An 18,426-nucleotide genomic window follows, 5' to 3' on the forward strand; every position below is an offset into this window, starting at 1 on the left:
GCCTCTGGTTACCGTACCGACCGCGCGGTAGGGGCCTTCATGCTCAAGGCACCGCCGCCTTGTTGGCGCACTCGCGCAGGAAGCCGCTCACCAATGTGAACAGGCTGTCTTCGAAAGCCGTGCTGGCAAGCCATTGCTCGTCGTACGACAGCGCGCTGCCGATGGCACCCATGACCGAGCGGGTGAGTACGAATGCCTGGATGGGGGAGAGCGTCACGAGTCGCCCATCAACGTCGCGGATGCCGGCCGAACTCAGGAACGTCGACACATGCCCTGGCGTGACCAGCGGGTTGCCTCCGCGGGCGATGGCTTGTTCGAGCACGATGCGGCGTACCCGATGCCGCCCGCCAAACGCACCGAGCAAGGCGCGGATGACCTGCCGGAGTCGCTGGTCCGGTGTCTGCCTGGTCGGCTTGGTCAGGACTGCCAGCAGTTCGGTCGTCAGGCGATCACTTTCACGCAGCGCCAATTCATCCAGTACCTGCTGCTTGTTGACGAAGTACTGGTAGAGCGTCCCGATGCTGATGCCGGCCACCTCGGCAATACGGTTGGTTGTCAGGGCGGTCAGCCCTTCCTGGTCGAGGATCTGCAGCGTCGCCTCCAAGATGAGTTCAACCTTCTCGCGTGAGCGCGTCTGACGTGGCGCGCGTCGCGTAAGTGGTTGATCTGTCTCGGGTTTCGTCTTCGCTTGCGGGGCCATGGAACGCGAGTGGCAGGATGTGAGCAAGGCTCATATTATGGGCGCCACACCCATGCCGTATATCAGGAGGAGCCCCCATGTTGTCCAGCCAGCGACGCCCGGCGTTGACCCCTCGATTGCTTGCCGCCATTGCCGCGTGCCTATGCGCGAATCTCGCAGCCGCAGACGCGCAGGACTGGATTCAGACGGGGGCCGCGCCTTCGCAGCAGGTCACGCTTCACCAAGCATTCGATTACGCCTTTCCACTGGTCGCAATGGGGCGTTTGCGCGCTGGCCTGTTGGGTGTGGACGCCAAGCCCGGTCGTTCGCAGCTGAACACATGGCTGCACCAGCACAAGCTGTCCGGCCCGGATGACCGTTGGGTGACCACGCCCAACAGCGATACGGCGTATTCCACGCTGTGGCTGGACCTGCGGCAAGGGCCGGTGGCATTGTCGGTGCCGGACATGGCCAGCCGCTACTATTCGCTCGCCTTCCTCGACATGGCGACGAACAATTTCGAGATCCTCGGCCGGCGCGCCAACGGCACGCGTGGCGGCACCTTTATCGTGGTGGGGCCGGACACGACGCAGCCACTGCCGCCCAATGCTCAGGTGATCCGCGCGCCGGCCAACGACGTGCTTGTGCTGGCGCGCATTCTGGTAAATGGCGATGCCGACATGCCCGCCGTGATTGCCCTGCAGGACCAGTTCAAGGTGCAGCCGCTGGGCAACGGCAAGATGCCGCCTCTGTGGCAGGCCACGCCGCCGCTCGAACAAAGCCCGCAGGCCTTCGTCGACATGGCCAACCTGATGCTGGCCCGCAACCCCGCACCGCGCTATGAAGACGCACTGATTCAGCGCCTAGCGTCGGTCGGCATCTGCGGGGCAGCCTGCCGCTGGGATGCGCTGTCGCCGGAAATCAAGACACTGTGGGCGCAGCAATTGCCGGCCATGCTGGCTTCGCTCAAGGGCGGGCTGTCTGGTGCCGGGCCCAAGAGCGACGGTTGGTCGTACTCAAAGGACAACCTTGGCGATTTCGGCACCGACTATGCATACCGCGCGCAAGTCGCCCTGGGCGGGTTGCTCGCGCTCAAGACGGTCGAGGCCATGTATCCGATCAGCTTTGCCGATCAGCAGAAGCAGCGGTTCTCGGGCGCACATCGGTATCGCCTGCACTTGCCGGCAGGCGCGCTGCCGGTCAACGCGTTCTGGTCGCTGTCGATGTACGAGGTGGAGTCGGACGGTAAACTGTTCTTCACGCCCAACCCGATCGGACGCTACGCCATCGGTGATCGCACGGCGGGCCTCAAGACCAGCCCGGATGGCGCGATTGATATCGTGATCCAGCGTGATGCCCCGGCTGATCCGGCCCAGCGCGCCAACTGGCTGCCGACCCCGGCCGGTGATTTCGCCCTGGTGCTGCGCGCTTATGAACCCAAGGCCGAATTGCGTGATGGTCGCGTGCGCGTGCCAGCTGTCGAGCGGCTGGACTGAGCGCGCGGCCTCTTGAGCCACCACCAGTGTTCAGTGCGAATGCCGGTGGTGGAGTGTGTGTCGTTGCGAAGTGCGCGGGCTTGTGAATGTGACTGCTTATGCCGGTGCAGCCAAATGCCCAGCGTTCTCAATGCGGTAGTGAGCCAGAGTGGCAGATCCGGGGTCTCTGGTCAGCGGGACTTACTGCGCGTACTCCACCACCAGCAACGCCGTCGCCACCGTCTTCCCCGCATTCGAAATCGCGTGCTGCACGTCCCCCGGATAGCGCGCCGATTCTCCGTGACGCACCTTCTTCTCGCTCGGGCCTGACTGCACCGTCACCGTGCCGCTCAGCACAGAAATGTGCTCCTTCGAGCCCAGCTCGTGCGGCTCGGATGCCAGCACACCACCTGGCTGGATTGCCAGCTCATACCATTCAAAGCGCGCCGCCAAGTCCACCGGCCCAAGAATCTTCAATTCGCACTTGCCATCCGGGCTTTTGATGACTGGGATGGAGTGAGCCGGGATGACCGTCACAGACGGCGCCGCATCTGCCGCGCCCTCGGGTGAGAGGAAATCCGCCAGCCCCACGCCCAGCGCTGTCGCCAAGCGCCACAGCACGGCAACGGTTGGGTTGGCGAGGTTGCGCTCGACCTGCGAGAGCATCGACTTGGACACGCCGGCGCGGCGCGAGAGTTCGTCCAGCGACAGCTTGCGTGCCTGACGCAGCACTTGCAGCTTGGCGCCAACGGCCGGCGGGCCTTCGGCGAGCCCTTCATCGAACGGACGGGTGGCAGGGGCTTGTGCCATCGGATGGTATCTTGTAAATTGAACGAATTATTCAATATATCGAACTTGTTCGATTTATCGATCAACGCAGTCTACAGGAGGAGCACCATGGGGACAACGGCAGCCAATGCTTCCGGCAGCGCTTCGATCGATGCCTTCTACGCGGCCATTCGCCACGAACTGGAAGCCATCGAAGCGGCCGGTCTGTACAAGACCGAGCGCATCATCACCTCGCCGCAGGGCAGCGTGATCCGCACGGCTGACGGCAAGGAGGTCATCAATCTCTGCGCCAACAACTACCTGGGTTTGTCGTCGCACCCCGAGGTGCTGAAGGCCGCGCACGAGGCACTGGATTCGCACGGCTTTGGCCTCAGCTCCGTGCGCTTCATCTGCGGCACGCAGGATCTGCACAAGACGCTGGAAGCGCGGCTGGCGACGTTTCTCGGCACGGAAGACACGATCCTCTACGGCTCGGCGTTCGATGCCAACGGCGGGTTGTTCGAGACCCTGTTCGGGCCGGACGATGCGGTGATCAGCGATGAGCTGAACCACGCGTCCATCATCGATGGCATCCGCCTGTGCAAGGCCAAGCGTTATCGCTACAAGCACAACGATCTGGACGACCTGCGCGAGCAACTGAAAGCCGCCGATGCGGCGGGCGCGCGCTTCAAGCTGGTCTTTACCGACGGCGTGTTCTCGATGGACGGCACCATCGCGCGGTTGGATGAGATTCGTGCCATCTGCGATGAGTTTGGCGCGCTGCTGGGCATTGACGAATGCCATGCCACGGGTTTCCTCGGCAAGCGCGGGCGCGGCTCGCATGAGCACCGCGGCGTGTTCGGCAAGATCGACATCATCACCGGCACGCTGGGCAAGGGCCTGGGCGGTGCGTCGGGTGGCTTCACCAGCGCGCGCAAGGAAGTGGTGGCCTTGCTGCGCCAGCGCTCGCGGCCGTATCTGTTCTCGAACACGGTGGCGCCGTCCATCGTTGGGGCATCGATCAAGGTGCTGGATCTGCTGGAAGCCGACACCTCGCTGCGCGACAAGCTGGAAGACAGCGCGCAGTACTTCCGCCGCAAGATCGTCGAGTTGGGCTTCGACATCAAGCCGGGCGACCACCCCATCGTACCGATCATGGTGTACGACGCGCCCAAGGCGCAGGCGCTGTCCAAACGTCTGCTCGAACTGGGTGTGTATGTGATTGGCTTCTTCTACCCGGTGGTGCCCAAGGGGCAGGCGCGCATTCGCGTGCAGATCAGCGCAGTGCATGAGCGCGCGCAGCTCGATGCGGCACTCAAGGCGTTTGAAACCGCCGGCAAGGAACTGGGGATCATCTGATGAGCAGCAGCACGAGCACAGGCACCAGCGACGCGCCGCGCATCCTCATCATCGGCGCCAACGGGCAGTTGGGGACGGAGCTGGCCGCAGCGCTGGCTGAGCGTTACGGCACCGGCAATGTGGTGACCAGCGACATGGTGCCCAAGGGCCGCCATCCGCAGATCCGCCATGAAATGCTGGATGTGACTGACCGCGGCCAGTTGCGCGAGATCATCGAGCGCCACGGCATCACGCAGATCTACCACCTGGCGGCGGCGCTGTCCGCGGCGGCCGAGCAGTCGCCCACGTGGGGCTGGCAGCTCAACATGAATGGCTTGTTGAACGTGCTGGAGGCTGCGCGCCAGCACAACATCGAGCGCATCTTCTGGCCCAGTTCGATTGCCGCCTTCGGCCCGACCACGCCTGCCGACAACACGCCGCAGAGCACGATCATGGAGCCCAAGACCGTCTATGGCATCTCCAAGCTGGCGGGCGAGGGCTGGTGCCGCTGGTACTTCGAGCACCACGGCATCGACGTGCGCAGCCTGCGCTATCCGGGGCTGATCTCGTACAAGACCGCACCGGGCGGCGGCACGACCGATTACGCCATCGACATCTTCCACTCCGCCGTGAAGGGCGAGCGCTACACGTGCTTCCTGGAGAGCGACGAAGCGCTGCCCATGATGTACATGCCCGACGCCGTGCGCGCGACCATCGAGCTGATGGAGGCGCCAGCCGAGCGCATTACCGAGCGCGGCAGCTACAACCTGGCGGGCGTGAGCTTTACGCCGGCAGAACTGGCGACGGAGATTCGCCAGCACCGCCCCGCGTTTGAGGTGGCGTACGCGCCGGATTTCCGTCAGGCGATTGCGGCGAGCTGGCCCAACTCGATTGACGATTCGGTGGCGCAACGCGACTGGGGCTGGAAGCCCGAGTACGGTGTCGCGGAAATGACCGCCGACATGCTGAAGAATCTCGCGCATCTGGCGCATTGAGCACACGCCCGCTAGTCGGCAGAAATGGGGTGGATGTGCAGGGCTGCTCCCAGTATCAGTCGGGCAAGTTGTGTCCAACAATGCAGCATGCCCGCCACTTCCTGCCCCCGCCGCATGCCCTGTCCGACGCCCGATGAGCGTTCCGCTTCGCCCGATCGGGCGAAGCATCATCGTGACGATCCACCGCCGGCGCAGCGCACATGGTGGGTGCCGGTGGTGCGCATGTCGGTGGCGGCCGCGGTGGTGGGTGCCATTCCGCACACTGCGATCTCGCTGCCGTTTTCAGACGGCGCGTGGATGCTCCACGCGGCTGCGGGCCTCATCTTCATGATGGGCGCCATCGATAGCCTCTTCCTCTTCGTCATGCGCCGTAAGCCCTGAACGGCCACGCATCCCTCACTTCCGCGCTGCCGGCAACACATGCCGCGTGGCGCCGGCCTCGCTTGCTCGGTAAGTTTTAAAACAGGTTGTAAAAACGTTCAGTTGTCGACCGACCGCACGAGCGTGCATTCGCCACTCGTCCTGAAGTCGTAACCGTCTGGTTACAGAAACGGGGTGCGCACGCGGCGGTGCAGCAAACGACGCCGCGGGCCCACGAGCCTTTGCCACAGTGGGTCTCGATCGCCTTCCGACCGGTCGGTTTTGTGCCGAGAGTGTAAGCAGATGTTGCATTGCACGGTTCTGGCCCGATGCTTGCTCAATGTCGTGCGGTCACTCTGCGTGCACAAGGTGCGTGGCGCCTCATTTGGCGCTTCATCTGACACCACACGCAACCAACGTTCTTCCTATAAGCGGATCCGGATCAGTACCAACGGCATTCGCACTTCGCTTCTCCACTGCCGGCTCTCTTGCACGCGCTGGTGGCAGGGCGCCTCTCGGACGGTCCCGGGGTTTCAACGGTCGACTACGCGCATGCCTGCTGAGGCAGGCTCGGTACGCGCTCGACCGGAATCGCTTCACCAGAAAACGAGGAAACCATGAAAGCAGTCCTGCTGGAGAATCATCCGTTGCTGCGAGCCGGACTTGCGCAATTGCTCGCGCATCCCACCCTGGGCCTGGAAGTCGTCGCTCCCGTTCCGCCTGTTGGCGAGCCGGGCGACGTGCATGCCGTTGATACGCCCGCCGACCTGCTTGTGATCGGCCTGGACGAGACCGATGCACCCGTCGACACCGCTCAACTGCGCGAGGCCATCGCCTGCAGCGAGGCCAGCCGCGTTGTGCTGCTGGCCGCCCGCCAGTCGGCGGAAGAGGCGCACGTTGCCATGACGTGCGGGGTGGATGCCTATGCTGCCAAATCTCAACCGCCCGAAGTGCTGCTGGCCACGCTGCAACTGGTACTGGCGGGTGGCCAGTCGTATCCGGCGCTGATGCCGCCGAGGGTTACTACAGCCGCTACGGCCGTGACCATGCTCGCGCTCGATGCATCGGAAGCCGCGCAGCGGCTGAACGTATCGCTGCGCCAGTACGAGGTGCTGGTGCTGCTGTCACGCGGGCACTCGGTCAAGGGGGTTGGCCGCCTGCTCGGCATTTCAGAAGCCACCGTCAAGACGCACGCGTGCACGCTGTACCGCCGCTTGAACGTGCGCAACAAGAGCGAGGCTGTGTACGCCGCCATGCGCCTGGGCATTCCGCTTGAACTGCAAGGGAGCGCCATGGCGTCTGCTGAAACCGCTGCCCCCGTGCAGGAGAGCGAGCCCGTGTTCGTGCAGACCGCGGCCGCCCCATCGCGCGCTTCGCTGCCTGCCGCCGCTGCTGATGCCGTGATGACGGCCCCTCGTGTTGCCGTGCCGGATCACGGTGCTGAATCACGCTGGGCCGCCATGACCCGCGCCTTTGGCGGCGTGGCACCTGCCAAACCACCGCGCACGCCCGTGCGCACTGCCAACGGCATGGCCCGCCTGGGCTGACACGCTCTGGTCCCCAGGGTCCGATCCCCACATCACGCGGTTGACGCACGGACTGCACGTGCGCGCCGCCTACCGGACACCAAAACAACATGAACCCCTACGAGCCAACTCTCTTGAGCCAGCCGTGCGCAGGCGCGGCGCCGGCCTGGCACCCGCGCAGGTGCGCAATTGCCGCTGCCACAGTCGTCGTGGTCGGCACGGCGCCGATGGTTGCGCAGGCTGCGGCCACCACCAGCGAGGCCTCGAACACCGCCACACACAATCTGATTGCTGCTGAGCTTGCGGAACTGAACGGCAGCGCCACAGCGGCTGCCGCGCCGACCGCATCGAGCGGTCTGCCCGCTTCGCCCGCCAACGCCATGCTGGTGGCACAAGCACAGCAACCCGCCCCAGCCGATGCCACGTCCGCGATGCCGGCAGCGCCTGCGCAGCAAGCACCGTCACCTGTGCCTGGCGCTGACATGGCAGCACCTGCGGCCCCGCCCGCGCCGCCGCCGTCGCCCACGGTGATCCTGCCGCCGGGCGTGCCTTCGCCTGACGCCGCGCAGCCTGCACCGGCCGTGCCCACGGGGCCGAGTGCTCAAGGCCCGGGTACGCTGGAACCGCTGCAGGTCTCGCCCGAGGCTGCCAAGGCTGCCGAGACTGGTACCACCACCGGCAACCCGCCGGAGAACGCGCCGGCTGGCCCGATGCCGACCGAGCGTCAGGCATTCCATGACGAAGTCCAACGCGAGGCGCGCGAAGGCGCAGCGACGCTGGCGCAGGAACATCTGCGCGAGCACCCGGACTGGTTCACGGAAGCCGAGTCCTGGCACGTTGATCATGCTGCTGCCGCACAGCGTATCCGCTGGGGGCGTCAGCAGTTGAAGTCGATCCAGGGGCCTGAGCGCTTCGTCATCATCGACCAGGCCGTTGCCGAGATCGAGGCGCTGATCAAGAAGGTGCCCGATACGAAGGAGAACGCCGAGTTCCGTCAGGAGATCGTCGCCGACGAGGTCGTTGCACTGGCGTCACGCGGGCGCATGAAGGATGCCGTCAAGCGCTACGAAGAGATGTCGCAGTCGGGCAAGGTGCCGGCCTACACGCGCGTGGCGGCGGGGGATGCCTACGCATTTCTCGATACGCCCGACAAGGCTGCAGCTGCCTACGCGCAGGCATTGAAGGACGCCGGCCCTGGCGAGATCGAAACCGGCGACGTACAGGAAGGCCTGTTCTACGCGATGCTGGACACCGGCCGCTTTGAAGACGCCCGTGCGCTGCTCGACAAGATGAAAGCCGACAACCCGGAGTACGTGCGCCTGGCGCCGGAAGCCGGTACGCCCAACCCGGACTACTCGCGTGTGAAGCGCCTGGAGGCGCAGTACCTAGTGCTGACGGGCCGCACGCACCAAGGGATTGCCGAGATGGACAAGTGGCGGCATGAAGCGCCGTTCTCCGCCTCGCTGGTGAGTGCGCGTGCCGACGGTGCCATGGTGCAGGCCGAGCCGTACCGCTCGCGCGAGATGTACAAGACCGCGCTGGCCGAACACCCGGATGATCTGAGCGTGGTGTCGGGCTACGGGCGTGCATCGCTTGCGGTGGATGACCTCAAGACCGCCAAGGATGTCGCCAACGGGCTGGCCGATCGCTTTCCTGAGAACGGCTCCATCCATGCACTGAACAAGGATCTGGATGTCTACCAGAGCCCGCAGCTGATCATTCAGTCGACGGCCGACAAGGGCAATTCGGTGTTCGCCAACAACGAGTACGGCGTCAACACCAAGGTCTATAGCGGCCCGTTCTCTGACCACTATCGGCTGTTCTTCGACAACTTTGCGGGGCGTGCGCAGTTTGATGGCACATCGCAAAGCCGCGTACGCAACGGCGCGGGCCTGCAGTGGTTCGACACCGGCGTCGAGGTGAACGGTGAGGTGCACCAATCGGTGGGCGCGGCCGGCAAGACCGGCGGCACGCTCGACGCGACCTGGATGCCGAGCGACCACTGGAAGGTGTCTGGCCTGGTCACCACCGATGACCTGGAGGTGCCCTACAAGGCCTACCAGGTGGGCGTGACCGGCAAGACGGTGTCGGGCAACGTACGCTACACGTGGGATGAAACGCGCTATGCATCGTTGACGTACGGCATGTCGCGCTATTCCGACGACAACTTCCGCAAGCACGTGGCGGCGAACTTCTACCAGCAGGTGTTCACCTCGCCGCGCAACACGGTAGGCGTGCTGCTGGGTGCCGACACCAGCACCAACACCATGACGGGCCTGAACTACTTCAGCCCATCACGCGACTACAGCGGCACCGCTACCGCCATCTGGTCATGGACACCCTGGCGCTACGCCGACAAGTCGTTCACGCAGCGCGTCTACCTGACCGGCGGTATGTACAACCAGCAGTCGTTCGGCAACAGCCCGATGTATGAGGCGCGGCTTGAGCACGTCTGGCAGATCAACCGCAAGACGCAGGTTTCGTACGGGATCGGTTACGGGCGCCATCGCTACGACGGCCAGCCCGAGAACCGCAAGTTCCTGTACCTGAACCTCAACATTCCTCTTTGATGCCCATGCAAGCACTCCGACATACGTCATTGCGACGATTCTTCGGCTGGATGGTCTTGATTGCGGCGATGACGCTGGTCGCCGCCGTCCGTCCGGCCGCTGCCCTGCAGGTGGATTTTTTGCCCAAGCCCGATCCGGACGACGGCAAGACTTTCCGCGTGCTGTGTTTCCATGACATTCGCGACAACCTGCGCGCCAGCTTCGAGACGCTGCCCGATGCGTTTGCCATCGACACCAAGGCGCTCACCAATATGTTCAGCTGGCTGCAGTCCAACGGCTATCACCCGGTCACGCTGGCGCAGATTGATGAAGCGCGTCGCGGTGGCAAGCCGCTGCCCAAGCGCCCGATCCTGCTGACGTTTGATGATGGCTACGAGAGCCACTACTCGAAGGTCTTCCCGTTGCTCAAGCAGTTCAGATTCCCGGCAGTGTTCGGGCTGGTGACGGAGTGGACCAACGCGCCCCAGGGCGCCAAGATCAAGCTGTCGGACAAGCAGATCGTCGACCGCGATTTCTTCATGAACTGGCAGCAGATTCGTGAGATGCAGGCCTCGGGCCTGGCGGAATTCGGCACCCACACGCATGACATGCACCACGGCATTCTGGCCAATCCCCAGGGCAACGAACTGCCGGCCGCTGGCACGCACCAGTACCTGCCCAAGCTGGGCCGGTACGAGAACGACGACGAATACCGCAAGCGTGTGCGCGATGACCTGCAGCGCAGCAAGGACATCATCGAGAAGAACATCGGCGCCAAGGTGCAGACCGTAGTGTGGCCGTACGGCGCGCACAACCTGATGCTCGACCAGGAAGCCGCCAACGTGGGTTTGAAGTACATGCTCACGCTGGAGCCGGGCCCGAACACGCCGGACGTGCCGCTCACCGCCATCCGCCGCAGCCTGATGGGCTACGACACGGGCACCGGCAACCTGGAGCGCTCGCTGCGCGAGCCGGTCACCCACCATGGTGAGATCAACCCCGTGCAGCGCGTCGTGCAGGTCGACATGGATTACATCTACGACCCCGACCCAAAGCAGCAGGAAGCCAACCTCGGCAAGCTGATCGACCGCATCAAGGATCTGGCGCCGCGTGTGGTCTACCTGCAGGCCTATGCGGACCCGAAGGGCAACGGCGCGGTGGATTCCGTGTACTTCCCGAACCGCCACATGCCAATGCGTGCGGACCTCTTCTCGCGTGTGTCGTGGCAGTTGAAGACGCGCGCAAGGGTGGAGGTTTACGCCTGGCTGCCCATGCTGTCGTTCAAGCTGCCGGACAACAACCCTGCCGCCACGCACCTCGTGCAGTCGCTGCCGGGCGCGCCGCAGAAGCCGGGCACGCAAGGTTCAGGTAAGCCGCCGCGCTTGTCGCCGTTCGATCCGCAGGCGCGCAAGATGATCCAGGACATCTATGAGGATCTGGCCAAGAACTCGATCATCGACGGCATTCTCTTCCACGACGACGGTGTGCTCGACGATTACGAAGATGCCAGCCCAGCCGCGCTCAAGGCCTACCAGGCCATGGGTCTGCCGGGTGACATCAACCAGATCCGCCAGTCGCCGGAACTGATGCAGAAGTGGACGCGCGGCAAGACCGCTGCGCTGATCGCCTTCTCGCACGAGCTGACCTCCACCGTGCAGGGCTACCAGAACGGCCGCGACATGCTGACCGCGCGCAACATCTTCGCGGGCCCTGTGCTCGATCCGAAGGCCGAGACCTGGACGGCGCAGAACTACGACGACTTCCTGCAGGCCTACGACTACGTTGCGCTGGAGGCCATGCCCTACATGGAAGAAGCCCGCGACCCGAAGGACTGGATGAAGAAGCTCACAGCCGCCGTGGCCAAGCACAAGGATGGCTTGCGCAAGACCATCTTCGAGTTGCAGGCCGTGGACTGGCGCAACAAGGACAAGCCCATCCCGACCGCCGAGCTGCGCGACCAGATGAGCCACCTGCGTGCTGCCGGTGCCCTCAACTACGGCTACTACCCGGACGACTTCATTGCCGGGCGGCCCGACACCGAGGTGCTGCGCGATGTGATGTCGCTCAAGAGCTATATCGAAACGCGTAAGGCACCACCCAGCGCTGAGAAGATCGATGGCGCGTTGCCGAAGACGCAGCCACCGCGTGCGGATGCCGCGCCGGCGCCCAAGAGCCCGGTCGCAACCGAAGCCGCGGCGGGCGCCGCTGCACCGGCCAACAACAAGGCGGGAGGCTGACATGGTTGACCTTCTCATCGCTAAACGCTGGGTGTCCGGGTTTGTCTTCTACTACCCGTTCTTCATGTCGTATTTCTGGATGATCGGGGGGCTGCTGCACTACTTCCTGCTGGAACGCGGTACGCAGAACGTGCAGCATCCGCTGGCGCTGCTGGGGGTGAAGAGCTACCCCAAGGTGTCGATCATCGTGCCCTGCTACAACGAGGAGGCCAACGTGCGCGAGGTGATCAGCCACCTTGCACGCATGCGATATCCGAACTTCGACATCATCGCCGTCAACGACGGCAGTTCCGACCGCACCGGCGAGCGCCTGAACGAACTGGCCGCGCAGTACCCGCAGTTGCTGGTGATCCATCAGTCGTCCAATCAGGGCAAGGCGATTGGCCTCACCACCGCTGCACAGGTGACCGATGCCGAGTACCTGATGTGCATCGACGGTGACTCCATCCTCGACGTCGACGCCATTGCCTGGATGATCCGCCACCTGCTGGAGAACCCGACCATCGGGGCGGTGACGGGCAACCCGCGCATCCGCACGCGCTCCACGCTGCTGGGGCGCATGCAGGTGGGCGAGTTCTCGTCGATCGTGGGGCTGATCAAGCGCACGCAGCAGATCTATGGTCGGCTGCTGACGGTGTCCGGCGTGGTGGTGATGTTCCGCAAGCACGCCATTGAAGAGGTGGGCTACTGGAGCGACGACATGCTCACCGAAGACATCGACATCAGCTGGAAGCTGCAGGTGGGCGGCTGGATCATCCGCTACGAGCCGCGCGCGCTGTCGTGGATCCTGATGCCCGAGACCTTCCGCGGCCTGTACAAGCAGCGCCTGCGCTGGGCCAAGGGTGGCATCCAGGCGCTCATCAAGTACGCGCCGGCCATGCTGTCGATTCGCCAATCGATGATGTGGCCGATCTTCTTCGAGTACGCGCTGTCGGTCGTGTGGGCGTACAACATGCTGTTCGTCATTACGTGGTCGGTGCTCGGCTTCTTTGTCGACATGCCGCCCGAGTGGCGCATGGAAGCTTTTCCGCGCTGGCACGGCACGCTGCTGTTCATCACGTGCGTGCTGCAGTTGCTGATCGGCTGCTTTATCGACCGCCGCTACGACGACGGCATCCTGCGCTACTTCATCGATACCGTCTGGTATCCGGTGGCGTTCTGGATTCTCAACCTCATCACCACGGTGGTCGGTTTTCCGGCCGTCGCCTTCCAGCGCACGCGCGCCCGCGCCCGCTGGACCAGCCCTGACCGGGGCGTACAACAACAGGGGAATTCGCCATGACCATGCTTGTCATTGACGTTTCGCGCAATTCGATCCGACAGTCGTTCTCGGACAAGGGGATTGTTGGCACGGTGCATCACGTGCTGTGGTTCCGTATCTTCCGGCCGGTGCTTGTGATCTCGATCTGGGCGCTGCTGGGGCTGTATGTGGGGTATTCCATCAGCAGCGTGGGGCCGAGCGGCCTGCCGTTCGAGCAACTGCGCCTGTACGGCAACATCATCGCCGGCATGGGCGGGGTGCTGGTGGTGTGGTTGATCCTCTCGCGTCTAGACCGCGCCATCCGCCGCAAGATGACGCGCGCCAAGACGCCAACACTGACACCCACGGCAGCGGCTTCGCGCGCTGCACTGCGTGCCCAGCAGACTGCCTGGCAGCGCCCGCGCAACACGCGCCTGCTGGTGGTCGACCATGACGACGACGGCGATATCACCCACGTGCGCTCGTGGCAGGAATGGAGCGGCCGCCCGGCACCTGCCGGTACCGCCGCGCCAGCCACGCCGTTCACACGCAGCCCGGAATATGACCCGGAAGAACCGGTGCTCTCGACCGGCGAAGTGATCGTCGTGGACCGTGCCGATCGTGCCGAGCCGTCGTTGGCCCGCGCAGCCGACGCGGCACCGCAAGCACAACCTGCATCGCAGACATCACCGGCGCCGCAGCGGCGCGAGGTGGTGAAGGCCGCCGATGCCATCACCGCTGAAGCGGCTGGCTTCCACCGCTTCGGTTATCGCGGCCGGCTGGGCCGTAACGACTGGGTGGAGCCGCCAGAACCGGCATCCTTTGCGATGCGCCCGGGCATGGCACGCCACTATGGCGGCGTGAGTGCGGTGGTGCATGGTCGCGCGGCAACGCAAGTGGCAGGCCGTGCATCGGAGCGTCGCCGTACCTTGCATGCCTTTGGCGCGCACGCGCAGCTGGAAGACCCGTATGCAGCGATGGAGCGCGTTGAGCGTATCGACCCGCTGCATGGCTTCGGGCGTCGCGGCAACATCGTTGCAGACGAAGACTGATCGCCTGGACCTGCAATGACAAGGGCGCGCCTTTCCTTGGAAGGCGCGCCCTTTTTTTATGGCCTGCCACTCATGCCTTCTGCGCCTGGTTGGTCGCGGGCGGATAGGCTTCCTGCAGCGCAACGGCACCCGTTTCCAGCAACGACTTGAGGTTGGAGAGGATCTTCGGCCAGCCGCCGGAGACTGCCTCGATCAGCTTCGAAGGCTCACGTTCAATGGTGTGCGTGATCGTGAGTTTGACCGCCGTGCTACTGGGCTCCAGCTCCATCGTGCAGAGCGAAGGGCCTTCCGCTTTGAGTTCGGGTTTGGTCTGGTGTTGCCAGCGGATCACCAGGCGGCGTGGCGGCTCGGCTTCGACGATCTCGCCGTCATCGAAGATCACACCGTCGCCGGATACCAGCTTCCACGCGGCACCGGCCGTCCACTGGCTTTCGCAGTGCATGCCGAACCAGTACTGCTTCATGAACTCCACGTCGGTCAACGCGTGCCACAGCTTCTCGGGCGTGGTGCGGATGTAGGTCACGTAGACAAAGGTCGATCTAGTCATCGGGTTCCTCCAGTCGTCGTTTCAGGCTGCTTAGCGCCTTGAGGCGCGGCTTCTCAAACTTGGCAATCCAGCGCTCGTAGATCTCCTGCAGCGGTACGGGATTCAGGAAGTGCAGCTTCTCGCGGCCCCGCCACACGGTGGTCACCAGATTGGCAGCCTCCAGCACGCCCAGGTGCTGCGTCACACCCTGTCGCGTCATGTCCAGGTGTTCGCACAGCTCGTTGAGCGTGCGGCCGTCGTGTGCATGCAGCAGGTCAAGCAGCTTGCGCCGGCTCGGGTCAGCGAGGGCCTTGAACAGCAGGTCGGTGTCATCAGCGGGCTCGACCATGGGGGCGACGGGATAATAGGCAAGTGGTTGCTTGCATGAAGCATAGGCAAGCCATGGCTTGCATGCCAAGGGAAATATCGACACTTCTGCCGGATTGCCAGTGGCTGGCTGACTCAGGGCGCTGCGGGTGAGCTGGACGGTACACGCGCCTTGACGATCACTCAGGCGACATCGAAACTGGACTAAGACCCGGGCGCGGAACCCTGCAGAGGTTGAGGCAACACCGCCCCAATCCATCGTGTTCCCCATCGAGGGAGGGGCCCATGCAAACGCGCAGAAGTTACCGGCTTCATGTCCATCTGTGGGTGCTGTTCGGCTCGCTGATGCTAGTGGTGGGCGGGTTGATATGTGCCATCCACTTCATCAATACAAAGTCTGCGCTGGAGGCTGCAGCTGCCGAGGCAACGCATCGCATCAGTCGTGAAACGCTCGATGAGGTTGAAGACCTCATGGCGCCAGCGCAGATGGCCGTCAAGCTCATCAGCCATAGCTCGCTGGCTGAAGCGCAGACGATCGAGCAGCGGCTGGCGCGTCTTGCCCTGGTGCGTGATGCGCTGGAGACCTCACCGGTGTTGCAGTCGCTGTTCATCGGCTATACCGACGGCAGCTTCTTCTATGTCCGGCCGTTGCACGAAGCGGCGGACCGCGCGGTCTTCCATGCCCCAAATCACGCTGCCTATGTTGTGCGAAGCGTTGAGCGTGCCAACGGCGCGCTACGGGGCCGCCTGTACTTCCTGGATACAGGGCTGGCGATCATCCAGACGGTCGACGCCACGGATTTTGCGGCGAGGTTTGATCCACGGCAGCGGCCGTGGTTCGTCTCCGCCATGACGACTGGTGGGTTGATCCGCACGGAGCCCTACCTGTTCTTCTCCGACCGGCAAGCTGGCGCCACGCTGGCCGTGCCGACCACCTCACGTCATGCCGTGGTCGGCGGTGATTTCCGACTGGATGTGCTGGGGCAGATGCTGTCGCACAAGGAAACCGTCGCACGTTCCGTGCTGGCGCTGCTGGATGCAAGCGGGCAGGTCATCGCAATCGATCGGGACCTTCCCGCATCCGCTTCGGCCCCGGATGCGATCCAGTCGGGGCTGCTGGCGGCCCCTGCCGATTACGGCATGCCCGTCCTGACGCAACTCGCCGCCGTCTTGAATGTCGCGGGCGCGCCGGCCAGTCGGCAGACGATGATCCTTGCGGGCGGAGAACCGTGGTACACGAGCATCGACCGCCTGACGCCAACCGGGGGCAAGCCGCTTTACCTCGTCTCAGCCGTCCCGCAGGACGAGCTTTTGAAGGATGCGCGGCGGCGGGCATGGCTGGGCATCGGCACGACCGGGTTGATCATCCTGTTGGCATTGCCGCTGATCTGGTGGGCGGCACGTCGCATGGCCCGGCCCATGCAGGCGTTGGCCGAGGGTATGGAGGCCATTCGGCGGTTTGATTTCCAGCAGCCTATCGCCGCGCAGTCACGCATTAGCGAGGTGCGAGCGCTTGGCGAAACGTCGGAGCAGATGCGCCAGACCATCCAGCGCTTTCTGGTCATCATGCAGGCTGTTTCTGCAGAAAGCAGGCTGGACCAGCTCTTGCCGCTGCTGCTGCGCAAGATGCTCAATGCTGCCGGTGGCAGCGCGGGTGCACTGTACCTCGAGGATGATGACCTGCTGAAAGCAGCCGTGGCGTTCGACCGCGAGGGCGCGGATATCTCGGCTGCGATGACGCAGACCAGCATGGAGCACGCCTTGCCCCTGATCCGCTCCGCCGCCGGTGCGGTCGCACCGCAGGCTGGCATGCTCACGCCGGACGACATCCGCATGGCGCAGCTCGAACCGTTGGCAGAAGGCGGGTCGTGTCATGCGGCGGCCATTCCGCTCGTCACGCGCCAGCATGCGTTGCAAGGCGTCATCCTCATCGTGCGTGACAGGCCGATCGAACCCGCCCAGCTGGCCTTGGTGGGAACGCTCGCCAGCCTGTGCGCTGGCGCACTCGAAGTGCGTGCATTGACCGATGCCCAGCGCAAGCTGTTCGACGCGTTTATCCAGGTCATGGCTGGTGCCGTTGACGCCAAGAGCCCACACACGGGCGGCCATTGCAGCCGAGTGCCGGAGCTTGCCAAGATGCTGGCCCAGGCCGCCTGCGATGCCACCGACGGGCCGTACCAGACGTTTCAGATGAGTGATGCGCAATGGGATGCGTTGCATGTGGCAGCGTGGTTGCACGATTGCGGCAAGGTCACCACACCCGAGTACGTGATCGACAAAGGGACCAAGCTTGAAACGCTCCATGACCGCATCCACGAGGTGCGCATGCGCTTTGAGGTGCTCAAGCGCGATGCGGAGATCGGCTGCCTCCGCGCGTGTCTCGATGGCGAGGATGCCAAGGCCGCGCAGCGCAGGCGCGATGCCGAGCTGGCGTCATTGGACGAGGACTTCGCCTTCGTCGCCTCATGCAACCGGGGCGGTGAATTCATGGATGCGCCGCAGAAGGAGCGGCTGCAGCGCATCGCTGCCCACACATGGATGCGTACGCTGGATGATCGCCTCGGCATCTCGCAGGAGGAGCTGGCGCGCAGGCAGCGGCATCCGGCCGTGCCGATGCCGGCGCAGGAACTGCTGCTGGCCGACAAGCCCGAGCACGTGGTCGAGCGTACCGCGCATGACACCATCCCAGCGGACAACCCCTGGGGCTTCAAGCTGAACACGCCAGAGCACTTGTATAACCGTGGTGAACTGCACAACCTGCTCGTGAGTCGCGGCACGCTGTCGGAAGAAGAGCGCTTCAAGATCGAAGACCATATCGTGCAGACGCAGATCATGCTGTCGCGCGTGCCGTTTCCGAAACCCCTGCGCGACGTGCCAGAGATTGCCGGCAATCACCACGAGAAGATGGACGGCACGGGGTACCCGCGACGGTTGCGCCGCGAACAAATGAGTCCGCTGGCTCGAATGCTCGCCATTGCCGATGTCTTTGAAGCATTGACGGCGGCAGACAGGCCCTACAAGAAGGCCAAATCGCTGTCGGAATCGGTGCGCATCATGGCCATCGCCAAAGACCAGCAGCATATTGATCCGGAACTGTTCGACCTGTTCCTGAGCAGCGGGGTGTACCTGCGCTACGCCAAACGCTTCATGCAGCCGGAGCAGATTGACGCGGTGGATGTCGCGCAATACAGAAGTGGGTCATCGAGCATCAGAGCAACGGCATGACGATCCCGGCTGGGGCGGTGCTGTTGATGCGATATTCCAGTTTAATGGATTTATTTTCCATTATAATGGAATGCATGGAAAGCGTCTATCGACGGTTTGATGCTGCACTGATTGAGCAACCGCGCCGCC

General features: G+C 64.0%; 14 protein-coding genes. 10 read left to right on the top strand and 4 right to left on the bottom strand.

Features of this window, described 5'->3' with window-relative positions; genetic code table 11:
- Positions 1-43 precede the first annotated feature (43 nt).
- The gene (locus tag PI87_RS05625) at positions 44-604 is read right to left on the bottom strand and encodes a TetR/AcrR family transcriptional regulator (protein ID WP_198139515.1); all 561 of its coding nucleotides are present in this window, start codon (positions 602-604) and stop codon (positions 44-46) included.
- Between the two features lie 173 nt (positions 605-777).
- On the opposite strand from PI87_RS05625, the gene PI87_RS05630 reads away from it, so the two are divergent.
- A complete protein-coding gene (locus PI87_RS05630) occupies positions 778-2,175 on the top strand; it encodes a DUF1254 domain-containing protein (RefSeq protein WP_084209894.1) in 1,398 nt (465 codons plus the stop codon).
- 180 nt (positions 2,176-2,355) lie between these two features.
- Here the strand turns inward: PI87_RS05630 and PI87_RS05635 are convergent, their stop codons facing one another.
- The gene (locus tag PI87_RS05635) at positions 2,356-2,964 is read right to left on the bottom strand and encodes a helix-turn-helix domain-containing protein (RefSeq protein ID WP_039596696.1); all 609 of its coding nucleotides are present in this window, start codon (positions 2,962-2,964) and stop codon (positions 2,356-2,358) included.
- Positions 2,965-3,051: 87 nt separating this feature from the next.
- Here PI87_RS05635 and kbl point away from each other — a divergent pair, with 87 nt between their 5' ends.
- From kbl to pgaD, 8 genes are all read left to right on the top strand, one after another.
- Positions 3,052-4,281: a glycine C-acetyltransferase gene (gene kbl, locus PI87_RS05640; protein WP_039596697.1), complete on the top strand. Its 1,230-nt coding sequence runs from the start codon at positions 3,052-3,054 to the stop codon at positions 4,279-4,281.
- Entirely contained in the window at positions 4,281-5,255 is a 975-nt protein-coding gene (locus tag PI87_RS05645; RefSeq protein WP_039596698.1) for an NAD-dependent epimerase/dehydratase family protein, read from the top strand. The genes kbl and PI87_RS05645 overlap by 1 nt, the downstream gene beginning before the upstream one ends.
- An 87-nt stretch (positions 5,256-5,342) precedes the next feature.
- Positions 5,343-5,636, top strand: coding sequence for a hypothetical protein (locus PI87_RS28010; protein WP_157003083.1), 294 nt, complete (start codon positions 5,343-5,345; stop codon positions 5,634-5,636).
- Positions 5,637-6,232: 596 nt separating this feature from the next.
- Positions 6,233-7,162, top strand: coding sequence for a LuxR C-terminal-related transcriptional regulator (locus tag PI87_RS05655; RefSeq protein WP_039596699.1), 930 nt, complete (start codon positions 6,233-6,235; stop codon positions 7,160-7,162).
- A gap of 89 nt (positions 7,163-7,251) precedes the next feature.
- Positions 7,252-9,711 carry a poly-beta-1,6 N-acetyl-D-glucosamine export porin PgaA gene (gene pgaA, locus PI87_RS05660; protein ID WP_039596700.1) on the top strand — a complete coding sequence of 820 codons (2,460 nt, stop codon included), beginning with the start codon at positions 7,252-7,254 and terminating at the stop codon, positions 9,709-9,711.
- Positions 9,712-9,716: 5 nt separating this feature from the next.
- Positions 9,717-11,927, top strand: a complete 2,211-nt coding sequence (pgaB, locus tag PI87_RS05665) for a poly-beta-1,6-N-acetyl-D-glucosamine N-deacetylase PgaB (RefSeq protein ID WP_198139516.1) — start codon at positions 9,717-9,719, stop codon at positions 11,925-11,927.
- 1 nt (position 11,928) lies between these two features.
- Positions 11,929-13,209, top strand: a complete 1,281-nt coding sequence (pgaC, locus tag PI87_RS05670) for a poly-beta-1,6-N-acetyl-D-glucosamine synthase (protein WP_039596702.1) — start codon at positions 11,929-11,931, stop codon at positions 13,207-13,209.
- Positions 13,206-14,219, top strand: a complete 1,014-nt coding sequence (pgaD, locus tag PI87_RS05675) for a poly-beta-1,6-N-acetyl-D-glucosamine biosynthesis protein PgaD (protein WP_039596703.1) — start codon at positions 13,206-13,208, stop codon at positions 14,217-14,219. The genes pgaC and pgaD overlap by 4 nt, the downstream gene beginning before the upstream one ends.
- 70 nt (positions 14,220-14,289) lie before the next feature.
- On the opposite strand, the gene PI87_RS05680 is transcribed toward pgaD, so the two are convergent.
- Both PI87_RS05680 and PI87_RS05685 read right to left on the bottom strand, forming a co-directional pair.
- Positions 14,290-14,766: an SRPBCC family protein gene (locus tag PI87_RS05680; RefSeq protein WP_039596704.1), complete on the bottom strand. Its 477-nt coding sequence runs from the start codon at positions 14,764-14,766 to the stop codon at positions 14,290-14,292.
- Complete coding sequence (locus PI87_RS05685) at positions 14,759-15,094, bottom strand: ArsR/SmtB family transcription factor (protein WP_039596705.1); 336 nt, start codon at positions 15,092-15,094, stop codon at positions 14,759-14,761. The genes PI87_RS05680 and PI87_RS05685 overlap by 8 nt, the downstream gene beginning before the upstream one ends.
- Positions 15,095-15,357: 263 nt before the next feature.
- Between PI87_RS05685 and PI87_RS05690 the strand changes: the two genes are divergently transcribed.
- A complete protein-coding gene (locus tag PI87_RS05690; protein WP_039596706.1) occupies positions 15,358-18,297 on the top strand; it encodes an HD domain-containing phosphohydrolase in 2,940 nt (979 codons plus the stop codon).
- Positions 18,298-18,426 lie beyond the last annotated feature (129 nt).

Origin of the sequence: Ralstonia sp. A12 (assembly GCF_000801955.1) — a bacterium.
GTDB lineage: Bacteria > Pseudomonadota > Gammaproteobacteria > Burkholderiales > Burkholderiaceae > Ralstonia.